Below are 13,603 nucleotides of genomic sequence, written 5' to 3'. Positions count from 1 at the left end.
TTAGGCGTCGAACGCCTGCGTTAACTGCTCCAGCTGTTCCTGCGCATCCAGCCAGGTCATTTCCGTCTCTTCGAGCGCGGATTTGGCCTGGCTTTGCTTTTGCAGGCAGTCGGTCAGTTCGGCCTTGCGGCTGATGTCGTACAGTGCGGAATCCGCCAACTGCTCTTCCACCGCCGCCAGTTCGGCGCCCAGTTTTTCCATCTGCTGTTCCAGCTTGGCGATCTGCTTGCGCAGCGGTTGGGTTTGCGTACGGAACTCCGCCTCGCGGCGTTTTTGATCCTTGCGCGCCTGCGCGCTGTTGCCGCCGCTCTCTTTTTCCGGCGCGTCCTGTTGGCTTTCCTGGCGCTGCAGATCGATCAGCCACTGCTGATAATCGTCGAGATCGCCTTCGAAAGGCTCGACCTGGCCATCGTGCACCAGGTACAGATCGTCGGTGGTGGAGCGCAGCAGGTGACGGTCGTGCGAGACCACCACCAATGCGCCTTCGAAATCGATCAGCGCCTCGGTCAGCGCCTGGCGCATGTCGAGATCCAGGTGGTTGGTCGGTTCATCGAGCAGCAGCAGGTTCGGGCGCTGCCAGACGATCAGCGCCAGCACCAGCCGCGCCTTCTCGCCGCCGGAGAAGCGTTCGGTGATTTCACTGACCTTGTCGCCCTGGAAGCCGAAACCGCCCAGATAATCGCGCAGCTGCTGCTCCAGCACCCGTGGCGCGATGCGGCTCAGGTGCTGCAGCGGCGATTCGTCGGCGCGCAGGAATTCCAGCTGGTGCTGAGCGAAGTAACCCAGCTTGATGCCTTTCGCCAGGCCGATCTCGCCGCTCAGCGGCTCCAGGGTGCCGGCCAGCAGTTTGATCAGCGTCGATTTACCGGCGCCGTTGCGGCCGAGCAGGCCAATGCGTGAGCCGGGCACCAGGTTCAGTTTGATGGACTTCAGGATCACCTTGTCGCCGTACCCGGCGCTGACTTTTTCCATGCGCAGCAGCGGGTTCGGCAGGCTTTCCGGCGGCCGGAAGCTGAAGGTGAACGGGTTGTCGACGTGCGCCGGGGCGATCAGCTCCATGCGCTCCAGCATCTTGATGCGGCTCTGCGCCTGCTTGGCCTTGGTCGCCTGCGCGCGGAAGCGGTCGATATAGCTTTGCAGGTGCGCCACTTTTTCTTGCTGGTGCTGATACAGCGACTGCTGCTGCGCCAGTTTGGTGGCGCGTTGGCGTTCGAACGACGAGTAGTTGCCGGTGTACTCGTTCATCGTCTGCTGTTCGATATGCAGGATCTTGTCGACGATCGGATCGAGGAAGTCGCGGTCGTGCGAGATAAGCACCAGCGTGCCGGGATAGCTTTTCAGCCAGCGCTCCAGCCAGATCACCGCATCAAGATCCAGGTGGTTGGTCGGTTCGTCGAGCAACAGCAGATCGGAACGGCACACCAACGCCTGCGCCAGGTTAAGACGCATGCGCCAGCCGCCGGAAAAGTCGCGCACCGGGCTTTGCAGTTGTTCGTTGGAGAAGCCGAGACCGTGCAGCAGGCTGGCGGCGCGGGAACGAATGGTCCAGGCGTCGATGGCGTCCAGCTTGCCGTGCAGGGTGGCGATGGCGTGGCCGTCGTTGCGGTCGTTGGCGGCCTGCAGTTCGGCTTCGAGCTGGCGAAACTCGCGGTCGCCGTCGATAACATACTCGATCGCCGGCACGTCCAGCGCCGGCGTCTCCTGGTTGACCCAGGCCAGCGCCCAGTTGCCGGGGAAGGTGAAGCTGCCGCCGTCCGCCGCGATCTCGCCCTTCAGCAGCGACAACAGCGTGGATTTGCCGCAGCCGTTTTTGCCGACCAGGCCGACCTTCTGACCAGGATTAACCGTCGCCGTGGCGTTGTCCAGCAGGACGCGGATGCCGCGTCGGATTTGTAGCGAGGAGAATACAATCATAAAGCGCCGTATGTTCAGAGTATGTTAAATTATCATTAAGGTAACAGAACGCGCACCGCGCGCTGTTTTTGTCTTTGCGATGCATGGTAACGGAAAACCGCTACCCTGACGACGCTTTGGAGGGGAATGATGTCGCAGCCGCCCAAGGTCTTGCTGCTGTATGCCCATCCGGAATCCCATGACTCGGTGGCGAACCGGGTTTTGCTTCGACCGGCGCAGCAGTTGGAACATGTCACCGTGCACGATCTCTACGCGCACTACCCTGATTTTTTTATCGATATTCATCACGAACAACAGCTGCTGCGTGAGCATCAGGTCATCGTGTTTCAGCACCCGCTGTATACCTACAGCTGCCCGGCGCTGCTGAAGGAATGGCTGGATCGCGTGCTGGCGCGCGGCTTCGCCAGCGGCGTGGGCGGCAATGCGTTGGCGGGCAAATACTGGCGTTCGGTGATCACCACCGGCGAGCCGGAAGGCGCCTACCGCACCGGCGGTTATAACCATTATCCGATGGAAGATATCCTGCGGCCGTTCGAGTTGACCGCCGGGATGTGCCATATGCACTGGTTGACGCCGTTCGTGGTCTATTGGGCGCGGCGGCAAAAGCCGGAGGTGCTGCGCAGCCACGCAGACGCCTACGGGGAGTGGCTGAGCCACCCGCTGCCGCACGGGGGGCGGTGATCATGGAAGGATCGACCTTACTGACCGCCATTTTACTGTTCCTGTTTGCCGCGGTGGTGACGGTGCCGATCGCCCGTCGCCTGGGGATCGGCGCGGTGCTGGGTTATCTGATCGCCGGCATCGCCATCGGCCCGTGGGGATTGGGTTTTATTCGCGACGTTGACGAGATCCTGCACTTCTCCGAGCTGGGCGTGGTGTTCCTGATGTTCATCATCGGCCTGGAGCTGAACCCCAGCAAGCTGTGGGAGCTGCGGCGCTCGATTTTCGGCGCCGGCGCCGGCCAGGTGCTGATCACCGCGGCGGTGCTGGGCGCATTGCTGTACCTGACGCACTTCGCCTGGCAGGCGGCGGTGATCGGCGGCGTTGGCCTGGCGATGTCTTCCACCGCCATGGCGCTGCAGCTGATGCGCGAAAAGGGCATGAACCGCAACGAAGGCGGGCAGCTGGGTTTCTCGGTGCTGCTGTTCCAGGATATGGCGGTGATCCCGGCGCTGGCGTTGATCCCCATTCTGGCCGGCGCCGGCGGCACCAGCGACGACTGGGCGAAGATCGCGCTCAAGGTGGCGGCGTTCGGCGGCATGCTGATCGGCGGCCGCTTCCTGCTGCGGCCGCTGTTCCGCTATATCGCCGCTTCCGGCGTGCGCGAGATCTTTACCGCCGCGGCGCTGCTGCTGGTGCTCGGCTCGGCGCTGTTTATGGAGACGCTCGGCCTGTCGATGGCGCTCGGCACCTTCATCGCCGGCGTGCTGCTGGCGGAGAGCGAATACCGCCACGAACTGGAGATCTCCATCGAGCCGTTTAAAGGGCTGCTGCTGGGGCTGTTCTTTATCTCGGTGGGCATGGTGTTGAATATCGGCGTGCTCTACACCCATCTGGCCGAGGTGTTGATCGGCGTGTTGGCGTTGGTGGCGGTGAAATCCGGCGTGCTCTACGGCGTGTCGCGCCTGTTCGGCCTGCGCAGTTCGGTACGCCTGCAGTTCGCCGGCGTGCTCAGCCAGGGCGGTGAGTTCGCCTTCGTGCTGTTTTCGGCGGCGGGCGCCCAAAAGGTGCTGCAGCCGGATCAACTCTCTTTGCTGCTGGTGGTGGTGACGCTGTCGATGATGACCACGCCGCTGTTGATGCAGGCCATCGATCGCATTTTGGCGCGCCGCTATAACGCCAAAGACGAAGACGAGGAGACGCCGTACGTGGAAGATGACGATCCGCAGGTGATCATCGTCGGCTTCGGGCGTTTTGGCCAGGTGATCGGCCGCCTGCTGATGGCCAACAAAATGCGCATTACCGTACTGGAACGCGACGTCAGCGCCGTCGGCGTGCTGCGGCGTTACGGTTACAAGGTCTATTACGGCGACGCCACCGAGCTGGAGCTGCTGCGCGCGGCAGGCGCAGAGAAGGCCAAGTCGATCGTGATCACCAGCAATGAGCCGGAAGACACCATGGCGATCGTGCGGCTGTGCCAGCAGCACTTCCCGAACCTGAGCATCCTGGCGCGCGCGCGCGGCCGCGTGGAGGCGCATGAGCTGCTGCAGGCGGGCGTAAAACAGTTCAGCCGCGAGACCTTCTCCAGCGCGCTGGAACTGGGGCGCAAGGCGCTGATGGAATTGGGCATGCACCCGCATCAGGCCTTTCGCGCCCAGCAGCATTTCCGTCGTCTGGATATGCGCATGCTGCGTGAGCTGATGCCGCCGCATCAGGGCGACGTGGCGCAAATTTCTCGCGTGAAAGAGGCGCGGCGCGAGCTGGAAGAGCTCTTCCATCGCGAAATGCAAAAAGAAAGTCGCCAGTTTGACGGCTGGGATGAATACGAATAAGCGGGAGCATAACGATGTCTGCAACACGTAAGAGATTTATCGCCGGAGCGGTGTGCCCGAGCTGTAGCGCCATGGATACGCTGGCGGTATGGCGGGAGGATCAGGTGGAAGTGGTGGAGTGCGTCAAGTGCGGCCATCACCAGCGCCAGACCGAACAACAGGTGGAAAAACACGTTCGACCGCAAGAGCAGGTGATCGGCATTTTTCAGCCGAAGTAGCGTTTTTTTATCCCGGAGGGTACAGCGAGGCAGATTTCCGTTACAATCTGTCCGGAAAAGGCGCGCATCCCGATAACGGTGCGCGTCCTAGTAGCCAACGGTAGGAGATATCATGAAAGTAGCAAAAGACTTGGTGGTCAGCCTGGCTTACCAAGTACGTACAGAAGACGGTGTTTTGGTTGATGAGTCTCCGGTGAGCGCACCGCTGGACTATCTGCACGGGCATGGTTCTCTGATCGCAGGTCTGGAAAAAGCGCTCGAAGGCCACGACGTTGGCGATCGTTTTGACGTTCACGTCGGCGCGAACGACGCGTACGGCAACTACGACGAAAACCTGGTGCAGCGCGTACCGAAAGACGTCTTCATGGGCGTTGACGAACTGCAGGTCGGCATGCGTTTCCTGGCTGACACCGATCAGGGCCCGGTACCGGTTGAAATCACTGAAGTTGACGGCGACCACGTTGTGGTTGACGGCAACCACATGCTGGCCGGCCAAAACCTGAACTTCAACGTGGAAGTTGTCGCGATCCGCGAAGCGACCGCAGAAGAACTGGCGCACGGTCACGTACACGGCGAGCACGATCATCACCACGAGCACGGTGAAGGCTGCTGCGGCGGTCACGGCCATAGCCACGATCACGACCATGGTCACGACCACGGTAAAGGCGGTTGCGGCAACGGCGGTTGCGGCTGCCACTAAGCAGAACGCAATCCCGAGACGAGAGGGCAGCCATTGGCTGCCCTTTTTTATGCGCGGCGCCCCTCAATAGTGCGGCGGAGGGGTTTCTTCCGATTGCGAGGCGATCATCGAGGTTTGGGTCGAGCGCAGTTTGTCGGTCAACATGCGCAGGTGCTCGCGCATCTTCAGCATTTCCATCTGATGCTGGGTGACGGTCTGGTTGAGCTCTTCGATAGTGAGCTCTTGAAAAGCCTGACGGCTTTCCAGTTCTTCAAGCCGCTGTAGCAGGCTTTGAATGTCGGCGTTGTGCATGAGGCTACCTCTGACGCGATAAAATCCTGATTTGGCGCTATGGTAACAGCTGGCGTCGGGTTTGCCCGCGCTATTTCTTTGGGCGGCGCGCAACGTTGCGATCGGCAGTGTAAAGTGCTGAAAAGCTGCACGCCTGATTCGCCGTTTTTTGCTAACCTCGCCGAATATTCTGCAAGAAAAATCTGATTTATCATGTGAGTAGCACGCAGCGGGAAACTTCTTGGCAAAGCGGGAGTCACACTTTGACTCGATTGGTTACCTGTGCGACTGTTTTGTTTTGTTTCAGGCAGCTATAGTAGCCCGGTTATCTTACCTAATGATTGTTTGGGGCATTGCTTCAGACACTGGAGAAATGGATGAAATCTTTGTTTAAAGTCACGCTTCTGGCAACCACCATGGCTTTTGCTCTGAATGCGACCCAGGTCATGGCAGCCGATGCCGCTAAACCGGCGGCAGACGCGGCAGCAGCGCCAAGCACCGGCAAGTTCAAAAACGACGACGAGCAAGCGGCTTACGCACTGGGCGCCTCTCTTGGCCGTTACATGGACAACTCTCTGAAAGAGCAAGAGAAGCTGGGCATCAAGCTGGACAAAGATCAGCTGATCGCCGGCGTTCAGGACGCTTTCGCTAACAAGAGCAAGCTGAACGACGCCGATATCGAAAAGACCCTGCAGGGCTTTGAAGCGCGCGTGAAGGCTTCCGCTCAGGCGAAGATGGAGCAGGACGCCAAGGACAACGAAACCAAAGGCGCCAAGTATCGCGACAGCTTCGCTAAAGAAAAAGGCGTGAAGAAAACCGAATCCGGCCTGCTGTATCAGGTAGAGAAACCGGGCGCGGGTGAAGCGCCGAAAGACAGCGACACCGTGGTGGTGAACTACAAAGGCACCCTGACCGACGGTACCGAGTTCGATAACTCCTACACCCGCGGTGAGCCGCTGTCATTCCGTCTGGATGGTGTGATCCCTGGCTGGACCGAAGGCCTGAAGCACATCAAGAAAGGCGGAAAAATCAAGCTGGTGATCCCACCGGCGCTGGCCTACGGTAAAACCGGCGTTCCGGGCATCCCGGCTAACTCCACGCTGGTCTTCGACGTCGAGCTGCTGGATGTGAAAGCGGCGCCGAAAGCCGACGCTAAAGCCGAAAAACCGGCCGACGCCAAAGCCGACGCCAAAGCGAAATAATCTCGTCGCTCTGTTTGCCACCGCCGCGGATGCCCTCCGCGGCGGTTTTCATTTCGGCAGCCGCTACCGCTCTCTCCATTGAACGCTTGACGCCTGCCGGGCATCGGGCTTAACGTCAATACCACGCGCAAACGCAAGGACTTTGCTCCGGCCGCTTTGCTAGACTAATAATTCTGACTTATCAGTCATGCGTCTGCCCCTTAGGGCGTGTACCTAAAATTGTTCCCGGCCGCCTCGCCCGCGGATGTCATCGCGCCGTTTTATGCCGCTCTCAGCCAGCCGCGCTGCAGCGCGCCGACGACGGCAGTGATCCGGCCCGAGCGGTTTTAGCTGCGCCCCCTGGCACAGGCGATCTATGAGGGTGGTATCTTCGATGTCGAATTCGCTTTTATCCAGCGAAGCCAGCGAACTTGATTTGCTGAATGAACGTCCGTTTACTCAAACGGATCATGAAATCCTGAAATCCTATGAAGCGGTGGTCGACGGGCTGGCGATGTTGATCGGCGGCCACTGCGAAATCGTATTGCACGCGCTGGAAGACCTGAACAGCTCGGCGGTGCGCATCGCCAACGGGGAACACACCGGGCGCAAAATCGGCTCGCCGATCACCGACCTGGCGCTGCGCATGCTGCACGACATGGCCGGCGACGACAGCAGCGTGTCGAAAGCCTACTTTACCCGCGCCAAGAGCGGCGTATTGATGAAATCGGTGACTATCGCCATTCGCAATCGCGAGCAGCGGGTGATTGGTTTGTTGTGCATCAACATGAACCTCGACGTGCCGTTCTCGCAGATCATGCAAACCTTTATGCCACCGACAGCGCAGGACGTGCCGTCGTCGGTGAACTTCGCCTCTTCCGTCGACGATCTGGTGGCTCAGACGCTGGAGTTCACCATCGAAGAGGTGAACGCCGACCGCTCGGTGTCCAATAACGCCAAGAATCGACAGGTGGTGCTCAATCTCTATGAGAAAGGCATCTTCGACATCAAGGATGCGATCAATCAGGTGGCGGATCGTCTGAATATCTCCAAACACACCGTCTATCTGTACATTCGCCAGTTTAAAAGCGGCGACCTGGTAGGAAGTGACCGTTGATGCTCGACTATTGTCTGTTGGTTACCGGCCCGGCTTATGGCACGCAGCAGGCCAGCAGCGCCTATCAATTCGCTCAGGCTTTACTGGCGAAAGGGCACCGTCTTTCCAGCGTCTTTTTCTACCGTGAAGGGGTGTTGAACGCCAACCAGTTAACCGCGCCCGCCAGCGACGAATTCGATCTGGTGCGCGGCTGGACGCAGCTCGCGAAGCAACACGGCGTAGCGCTCAACGTCTGCGTGGCCGCCGCGCTGCGTCGGGGCGTCACCGACGAACAGGAGGCGCAGCAGCAGGGGCTGGCCGGTGCCAACCTGCAGCCCGGTTTTACCCTGAGCGGGCTGGGTTCCCTGGCCGAAGCGTCGCTGAGTTGCGACCGTCTGGTGCAGTTCTGAGGAAATGATGAAACGAGTCGCTTTTGTTTTCACCCACGGGCCGCATGGCGGCGCCGGCGGCAGGGAAGGGCTGGATGCGCTGCTCGCCACGTCGGCGCTCAGTGAAGATTTGGGGGTGTTTTTTATCGGTGATGGCGTGTTGCAGCTATTGCCGGGCCAGCAACCGGAAAAGATTTTGGCGCGCAATTATATCGCCACTTTCGGCGTACTGCCGCTGTATGACGTGGAGCGGTGTTATCTGTGCCAGGCTTCGCTGCAGGAACGCGGGCTGAGTCAGGTGACCGATTGGGTGCTGGATGCCGAGGTGCTGGCGCCGGACGAACTGCGCCGTGAATTGGCCGGCTACGACGCCGTAATGACGTTTTAGGAACTTCTGATGTTGTATACCCTGAGCCATTCGCCAAACCAATGTGACCTGCCCGCGCTGTTGCGCCTGACCGCGGAGGGCGACGCGCTGCTGCTGCTGCAGGATGGCGTGCTCGCAGGCCTTGTTGGCAGCGCCCATCTTGAATCGCTGCTCGCCGCCCCCATATCCCTTTATGCGCTGCAGGACGACCTGGAAGCCAGGGGGTTGATTGGTCATTTTTCGCACAAAATCACTGTCGTCGGCTATAATCACTTCGTTGAATTAACCGAACAACACCGCAGCCAAATGGCTTGGTAATGAGAGTGATGTTGTATATTTCTTGACACCCATACTGGTCAGCCCTAAAATTCTGCGTCCTCGTACTTTGCCAGTAGTGCATACGAGGGGATTTATCACATGTTTACGAAGCTAGTACGAAGCAAAAACCAGGAGCTTTTTTAATGGCAACAATTAACCAGCTGGTTCGCAAACCACGCTCTGTGAAGGCTGCTAAAAGCAACGTTCCAGCGCTGGAAGCCTGCCCGCAGAAACGTGGCGTATGCACCCGCGTATATACCACTACCCCGAAAAAACCAAACTCCGCACTGCGTAAAGTTTGCCGTGTGCGTTTGACCAACGGTTTCGAAGTGACTTCCTACATCGGTGGCGAAGGCCACAACCTGCAGGAACACTCCGTAATCCTGATCCGTGGCGGTCGTGTAAAAGACCTGCCAGGTGTGCGTTACCACACCGTCCGTGGTGCACTTGACTGCTCCGGTGTTAAAGACCGTAAGCAAGCTCGTTCCAAGTACGGCGTGAAGAAGCCAAAGGCTTAATGGTTCTCCGTTAAGTAAGGCCAAACGTTTTAACTTTAATGTCAAAATAAACTCGTAGAGTTTTGGACAATCCTGAATTAACAACGGAGTATTTCCATGCCACGTCGTCGCGTAATCGGCCAACGTAAAATCCTGCCAGATCCTAAGTTCGGATCTGAGCTGCTGGCCAAATTTGTAAATATCCTGATGGTAGACGGTAAAAAATCTACTGCAGAAGCAATCGTCTATACCGCGCTGGAGACCCTGGCTCAGCGTTCTGGTAAAGATCACCTGGAAGCTTTCGAAGTCGCTCTCGACAACGTTCGCCCGACTGTAGAAGTTAAGTCGCGTCGCGTTGGCGGTTCTACTTATCAGGTACCAGTTGAAGTCCGCCCGGTTCGTCGTAATGCTCTGGCAATGCGTTGGATCGTTGATGCTGCACGTAAACGCGGTGATAAATCCATGGCTCTGCGCCTGGCGAACGAGCTGTCTGACGCAGCAGAGAACAAAGGTTCTGCTGTTAAGAAGCGTGAAGACGTTCACCGTATGGCCGAAGCCAACAAGGCGTTCGCCCACTACCGCTGGTAATCATCTGGCTGTAGTCATGCTAACCAAGCGGGCGCGTCAAATCGGCCCGCTTGGGTTAACTGAACTTGAACGCCCTAGGAATAGAGGAATCAAATGGCTCGTACAACACCCATTGCACGCTACCGTAACATCGGTATCAGTGCTCACATCGACGCCGGTAAAACCACCACTACCGAACGTATTCTGTTCTACACCGGTGTAAACCACAAAATCGGTGAAGTTCATGACGGCGCTGCCACCATGGACTGGATGGAACAGGAGCAGGAGCGTGGTATTACCATCACTTCTGCAGCGACGACTGCCTTCTGGTCTGGTATGGCCAAGCAGTTCGAACCGCATCGCGTAAACATCATCGACACCCCAGGGCACGTTGACTTCACCATCGAAGTAGAACGTTCCATGCGTGTGCTGGATGGCGCGGTAATGGTTTACTGTGCTGTTGGTGGTGTTCAGCCACAGTCTGAAACCGTATGGCGTCAGGCTAACAAATACAAAGTGCCACGTATCGCGTTCGTTAACAAAATGGACCGTATGGGCGCTAACTTCCTGAAAGTTGTTGGCCAGATCAAAACTCGTCTGGGCGCTAACCCTGTTCCTCTGCAGCTGGCTATCGGCGCAGAAGACAAATTCACCGGCGTTATCGACCTGGTGAAGATGAAGGCGATCAACTGGAACGAAGAAGACGCAGGCGTTACCTTCGAATACGAAGACGTCCCGGCTGACATGATGGAACTGGCTGAAGAATGGCGCCAGAACCTGATCGAATCCGCAGCGGAAGCTTCCGAAGAGCTGATGGAAAAATACCTGGGCGGCGAAGAGCTGACCGAGGCAGAAATCAAATCCGCTCTGCGTCAGCGCGTGCTGAACAACGAAATCATCCTGGTTACCTGTGGTTCTGCGTTCAAGAACAAGGGCGTACAGGCGATGCTGGATGCGGTAATCGAATACCTGCCGGCGCCAACTGACGTTCCTGCGATCAACGGTATCCTGGACGACGGTAAAGACACCCCGGCTGAGCGTCACGCAAGTGATGACGAGCCGTTCTCTGCTCTGGCGTTCAAAATCGCTACCGATCCGTTCGTAGGTAACCTGACCTTCTTCCGCGTGTACTCCGGCGTTGTTAACTCCGGCGACACCGTGCTGAACTCCGTTAAGGCTGCGCGCGAGCGTTTCGGCCGTATCGTTCAGATGCACGCCAACAAGCGTGAAGAGATCAAAGAAGTTCGCGCAGGCGACATCGCCGCTGCGATCGGTCTGAAAGACGTGACCACCGGGGACACCCTGTGTGATCCAGACTCTCCAATCATCCTGGAGCGTATGGAATTCCCTGAGCCGGTAATCTCTATCGCCGTTGAACCAAAAACCAAAGCTGACCAAGAGAAAATGGGTCTGGCTCTGGGCCGTCTGGCTAAAGAAGACCCGTCATTCCGCGTATGGACTGACGAAGAGTCTAACCAGACCATCATCGCCGGTATGGGTGAACTGCACCTCGACATCATCGTTGACCGCATGAAGCGTGAATTCAACGTTGAAGCTAACGTGGGCAAACCTCAGGTAGCTTACCGCGAAGCGATTCGCGCGAAGATTACCGATGTTGAAGGTAAGCACGCCAAGCAGTCTGGTGGTCGCGGTCAGTACGGTCACGTTGTGATCGACATGTACCCACTGGAGCCGGGCTCTAACCCGAAAGGTTACGAGTTCATCAACGACATCAAAGGCGGCGTAATTCCTGGCGAATACATCCCTGCCGTTGATAAAGGCATCCAGGAGCAGCTGAAGTCTGGTCCGTTGGCTGGTTACCCGGTAGTAGATATGGGTATTCGTCTGCACTTCGGTTCTTACCACGACGTTGACTCCTCTGAACTGGCGTTTAAACTGGCCGCATCTATCGCCTTTAAAGAAGGCTTTAAGAAAGCGAAACCAGTTCTGCTTGAGCCTATCATGAAGGTTGAAGTTGAGACTCCAGAAGAGAACACCGGTGACGTTATCGGTGACTTGAGCCGTCGTCGCGGCATGCTGCGCGGTCAGGAATCTGAAGTGACTGGCGTTAAGATCCACGCTGAAGTACCGTTGTCCGAAATGTTCGGCTACGCAACTCAGCTGCGTTCTCTGACTAAAGGTCGCGCATCATACACCATGGAATTCCTGAAGTATGATGATGCACCGAACAACGTCGCTCAGGCCGTAATCGAAGCCCGTGGCAAATAAGCCGCAGGGTTAAAACCAAAGTCCCGTGCTCTCTCCAGAAGGGGAGAGCGCTATAGTAAGGAATATAGCCGTGTCTAAAGAAAAATTTGAACGTACAAAACCGCACGTTAACGTTGGTACTATCGGCCACGTTGACCACGGTAAAACTACCCTGACTGCAGCGATCAGAATAATTTTTCGACACAAAAAAGGGCACTTCGGTGCCCTTTTTTTATGCAATTTGTACAAATCTTAATTGAAATAAAAACCATTCCTATTTAGACTCAATGCATTGGTTAAGAAGTGAGTCTCTCTATGTATGTATGTCTGTGTAATGCGGTGACTGACAAAGCGATCCGTAATGCGGTGCGTCAGCACAATCCCCATACCATGAAGCAACTGCGTGAACTTGTGCCGATTGGTACCGATTGTGGAAAGTGCATTCGTCAGGCAAGACAGATTATGGTGGAGGAACGCGGAACTATCATCCCAATGCATGAAGTTGCCTAACAAAGGGTAAGGTTATTTTTGACTCTTGGCTTACAGGTTCTACACTTTTAGAACTGGCCAGGAGGAGTTACCTATGAAAGGCGATAAAAAGATCATTGCTCACCTCAATAAACTGCTCGGCAACGAGCTGGTTGCCATCAATCAATATTTCCTGCACGCCCGCATGTTCAAGAATTGGGGCTTAATGCGCCTCAACGACAAGGAATATCACGAGTCGATCGACGAAATGAAACATGCCGATCGCTACATCGAGCGTATCCTGTTCCTGGAAGGGATACCGAATCTGCAAGATCTCGGCAAGTTGAACATCGGTGAAGACATTGAAGAGATGCTGCGTTCCGATCTGGCGCTGGAGCTGGCGGGCGCCAAGAACCTGCGCGAAGGCATCGCCTATGCCGATTCGATCCACGATTACGTTAGCCGCGATTTGATGATTGATATCCTGGCCGATGAAGAAGAGCATATCGACTGGCTGGAAACGGAGCTGGATCTGATTGCCCGTCTCGGTATTCAGAACTATGCCCAGGCCCAGATTTTAGAGCGCAAAGAGTAAACCTTCCGTCCATTCGTCATCGTCTCTCCTGCCGGCGGCCGTTTTCTCGGCGGGGCAGGGGAGAGTGTTCCCGCCAAGCCTAATTCATTCCCTGTTTACCGTGTTAACACGCCAACTGCCACTGAACGCGCAAAAATGACGATTTCCTGAGCATATTTCCAACTGCGGCTTGCTTCCTGGGCCATTTTGCGTATAATGCGCGGGCTTACCTAATCTTGGTAAGCCTGATTTTAGCGAATCAGTCGATTGGCAGGCCTTTTTTTGCCTTTCGAACAATACTCCCGATATGGGGGTTATATGTTGACGATTACACTCCCCCATCA

The 13,603-nt window shown here is 56.9% G+C and carries 16 protein-coding genes and 1 pseudogene; 15 read left to right on the top strand and 2 right to left on the bottom strand.

All coding sequences use genetic code 11. The annotated features are described in order from the left end of the window. Complete coding sequence (locus SERRSCBI_RS21845; protein ID WP_042785484.1) at positions 1 to 1,914, bottom strand: ABC transporter ATP-binding protein; 1,914 nt, start codon at positions 1,912 to 1,914, stop codon at positions 1 to 3. A 129-nt stretch (positions 1,915 to 2,043) separates the two neighbouring features. Between SERRSCBI_RS21845 and kefG the strand changes: the two genes are divergently transcribed. From kefG to slyD, 4 genes are all read left to right on the top strand, one after another. Next, positions 2,044 to 2,595, top strand: coding sequence for a glutathione-regulated potassium-efflux system ancillary protein KefG (gene kefG / locus SERRSCBI_RS21840; protein WP_028127618.1), 552 nt, complete (start codon positions 2,044 to 2,046; stop codon positions 2,593 to 2,595). Positions 2,596 to 2,597: 2 nt separating this feature from the next. Then, positions 2,598 to 4,406, top strand: a complete 1,809-nt coding sequence (kefB, locus tag SERRSCBI_RS21835) for a glutathione-regulated potassium-efflux system protein KefB (RefSeq protein WP_033651722.1) — start codon at positions 2,598 to 2,600, stop codon at positions 4,404 to 4,406. Positions 4,407 to 4,420: 14 nt separating this feature from the next. After that, on the top strand, positions 4,421 to 4,624 hold the full coding sequence (locus tag SERRSCBI_RS21830) for a YheV family putative zinc ribbon protein (protein WP_015379274.1): 204 nt from the start codon (positions 4,421 to 4,423) through the stop codon (positions 4,622 to 4,624). A gap of 112 nt (positions 4,625 to 4,736) precedes the next feature. Beyond that, on the top strand, positions 4,737 to 5,324 hold the full coding sequence (gene slyD, locus SERRSCBI_RS21825; protein WP_004930407.1) for a peptidylprolyl isomerase: 588 nt from the start codon (positions 4,737 to 4,739) through the stop codon (positions 5,322 to 5,324). A gap of 63 nt (positions 5,325 to 5,387) precedes the next feature. Here the strand turns inward: slyD and SERRSCBI_RS21820 are convergent, their stop codons facing one another. After that, positions 5,388 to 5,615 carry a SlyX family protein gene (locus tag SERRSCBI_RS21820; RefSeq protein ID WP_033645250.1) on the bottom strand — a complete coding sequence of 76 codons (228 nt, stop codon included), beginning with the start codon at positions 5,613 to 5,615 and terminating at the stop codon, positions 5,388 to 5,390. 356 nt (positions 5,616 to 5,971) lie between these two features. On the opposite strand from SERRSCBI_RS21820, the gene fkpA reads away from it, so the two are divergent. The 11 genes and pseudogenes from fkpA to bfr all read left to right on the top strand — a co-directional run bounded on the left by fkpA (position 5,972) and on the right by bfr (position 13,280). Beyond that, positions 5,972 to 6,796, top strand: coding sequence for an FKBP-type peptidyl-prolyl cis-trans isomerase (fkpA, locus tag SERRSCBI_RS21815; RefSeq protein WP_033645249.1), 825 nt, complete (start codon positions 5,972 to 5,974; stop codon positions 6,794 to 6,796). Between the two features lie 373 nt (positions 6,797 to 7,169). Continuing rightward, positions 7,170 to 7,892, top strand: coding sequence for a transcriptional regulator (locus SERRSCBI_RS21810; RefSeq protein ID WP_033645248.1), 723 nt, complete (start codon positions 7,170 to 7,172; stop codon positions 7,890 to 7,892). Then, positions 7,892 to 8,281, top strand: coding sequence for a sulfurtransferase complex subunit TusD (gene tusD / locus SERRSCBI_RS21805; protein ID WP_042785483.1), 390 nt, complete (start codon positions 7,892 to 7,894; stop codon positions 8,279 to 8,281). Before SERRSCBI_RS21810 ends, tusD begins: the two co-directional genes overlap by 1 nt. Positions 8,282 to 8,288: 7 nt before the next feature. Then, a complete protein-coding gene (gene tusC, locus SERRSCBI_RS21800; RefSeq protein ID WP_033645384.1) occupies positions 8,289 to 8,648 on the top strand; it encodes a sulfurtransferase complex subunit TusC in 360 nt (119 codons plus the stop codon). A 9-nt stretch (positions 8,649 to 8,657) separates the two neighbouring features. Continuing rightward, positions 8,658 to 8,945, top strand: coding sequence for a sulfurtransferase complex subunit TusB (gene tusB / locus SERRSCBI_RS21795; protein ID WP_033645246.1), 288 nt, complete (start codon positions 8,658 to 8,660; stop codon positions 8,943 to 8,945). Between the two features lie 143 nt (positions 8,946 to 9,088). Then, positions 9,089 to 9,463, top strand: a complete 375-nt coding sequence (rpsL, locus tag SERRSCBI_RS24410) for a 30S ribosomal protein S12 (RefSeq protein ID WP_004930426.1) — start codon at positions 9,089 to 9,091, stop codon at positions 9,461 to 9,463. Between the two features lie 96 nt (positions 9,464 to 9,559). Beyond that, the gene (gene rpsG / locus SERRSCBI_RS21785; protein ID WP_004956203.1) at positions 9,560 to 10,030 is read left to right on the top strand and encodes a 30S ribosomal protein S7; all 471 of its coding nucleotides are present in this window, start codon (positions 9,560 to 9,562) and stop codon (positions 10,028 to 10,030) included. 93 nt (positions 10,031 to 10,123) lie between these two features. Continuing rightward, on the top strand, positions 10,124 to 12,238 hold the full coding sequence (fusA, locus tag SERRSCBI_RS21780; RefSeq protein ID WP_033645245.1) for an elongation factor G: 2,115 nt from the start codon (positions 10,124 to 10,126) through the stop codon (positions 12,236 to 12,238). A 70-nt stretch (positions 12,239 to 12,308) separates the two neighbouring features. Further along, a pseudogene (locus SERRSCBI_RS24405) lies at positions 12,309 to 12,431 on the top strand (GTP-binding protein); the annotation flags it as partial. Between the two features lie 101 nt (positions 12,432 to 12,532). After that, positions 12,533 to 12,727, top strand: a complete 195-nt coding sequence (gene bfd, locus SERRSCBI_RS24400) for a bacterioferritin-associated ferredoxin (RefSeq protein ID WP_015379266.1) — start codon at positions 12,533 to 12,535, stop codon at positions 12,725 to 12,727. A 73-nt stretch (positions 12,728 to 12,800) separates the two neighbouring features. Continuing rightward, on the top strand, positions 12,801 to 13,280 hold the full coding sequence (gene bfr / locus SERRSCBI_RS21775; protein ID WP_004929784.1) for a bacterioferritin: 480 nt from the start codon (positions 12,801 to 12,803) through the stop codon (positions 13,278 to 13,280). Positions 13,281 to 13,603 lie beyond the last annotated feature (323 nt).

It is taken from the genome of Serratia sp. SCBI (assembly GCF_000747565.1).
GTDB classification, from domain to species: domain Bacteria; phylum Pseudomonadota; class Gammaproteobacteria; order Enterobacterales; family Enterobacteriaceae; genus Serratia; species Serratia ureilytica.
The sequence above is the reverse complement of the archived record's forward strand: the minus strand, read 5'-3'. Positions and strand labels throughout refer to the sequence as shown.

What these genes read in the sequence shown, in the direction of transcription:
- tusC (WP_033645384.1), top strand. Translation starts at nt 8,289, where the DNA reads ATGAAACGAGTCGCTTTTGTTTTCACCCACGGGCCGCATGGCGGCGCC.
- slyD (WP_004930407.1), top strand. Translation starts at nt 4,737, where the DNA reads ATGAAAGTAGCAAAAGACTTGGTGGTCAGCCTGGCTTACCAAGTACGT.
- fkpA (WP_033645249.1), top strand. Translation starts at nt 5,972, where the DNA reads ATGAAATCTTTGTTTAAAGTCACGCTTCTGGCAACCACCATGGCTTTT.
- tusB (WP_033645246.1), top strand. Translation starts at nt 8,658, where the DNA reads ATGTTGTATACCCTGAGCCATTCGCCAAACCAATGTGACCTGCCCGCG.
- tusD (WP_042785483.1), top strand. Translation starts at nt 7,892, where the DNA reads ATGCTCGACTATTGTCTGTTGGTTACCGGCCCGGCTTATGGCACGCAG.
- kefB (WP_033651722.1), top strand. Translation starts at nt 2,598, where the DNA reads ATGGAAGGATCGACCTTACTGACCGCCATTTTACTGTTCCTGTTTGCC.
- kefG (WP_028127618.1), top strand. Translation starts at nt 2,044, where the DNA reads ATGTCGCAGCCGCCCAAGGTCTTGCTGCTGTATGCCCATCCGGAATCC.
- SERRSCBI_RS21830 (WP_015379274.1), top strand. Translation starts at nt 4,421, where the DNA reads ATGTCTGCAACACGTAAGAGATTTATCGCCGGAGCGGTGTGCCCGAGC.
- SERRSCBI_RS21810 (WP_033645248.1), top strand. Translation starts at nt 7,170, where the DNA reads ATGTCGAATTCGCTTTTATCCAGCGAAGCCAGCGAACTTGATTTGCTG.
- rpsG (WP_004956203.1), top strand. Translation starts at nt 9,560, where the DNA reads ATGCCACGTCGTCGCGTAATCGGCCAACGTAAAATCCTGCCAGATCCT.
- rpsL (WP_004930426.1), top strand. Translation starts at nt 9,089, where the DNA reads ATGGCAACAATTAACCAGCTGGTTCGCAAACCACGCTCTGTGAAGGCT.
- fusA (WP_033645245.1), top strand. Translation starts at nt 10,124, where the DNA reads ATGGCTCGTACAACACCCATTGCACGCTACCGTAACATCGGTATCAGT.
- SERRSCBI_RS21820 (WP_033645250.1), bottom strand. Translation starts at nt 5,615, where the DNA reads ATGCACAACGCCGACATTCAAAGCCTGCTACAGCGGCTTGAAGAACTG.
- bfr (WP_004929784.1), top strand. Translation starts at nt 12,801, where the DNA reads ATGAAAGGCGATAAAAAGATCATTGCTCACCTCAATAAACTGCTCGGC.
- bfd (WP_015379266.1), top strand. Translation starts at nt 12,533, where the DNA reads ATGTATGTATGTCTGTGTAATGCGGTGACTGACAAAGCGATCCGTAAT.
- SERRSCBI_RS21845 (WP_042785484.1), bottom strand. Translation starts at nt 1,914, where the DNA reads ATGATTGTATTCTCCTCGCTACAAATCCGACGCGGCATCCGCGTCCTG.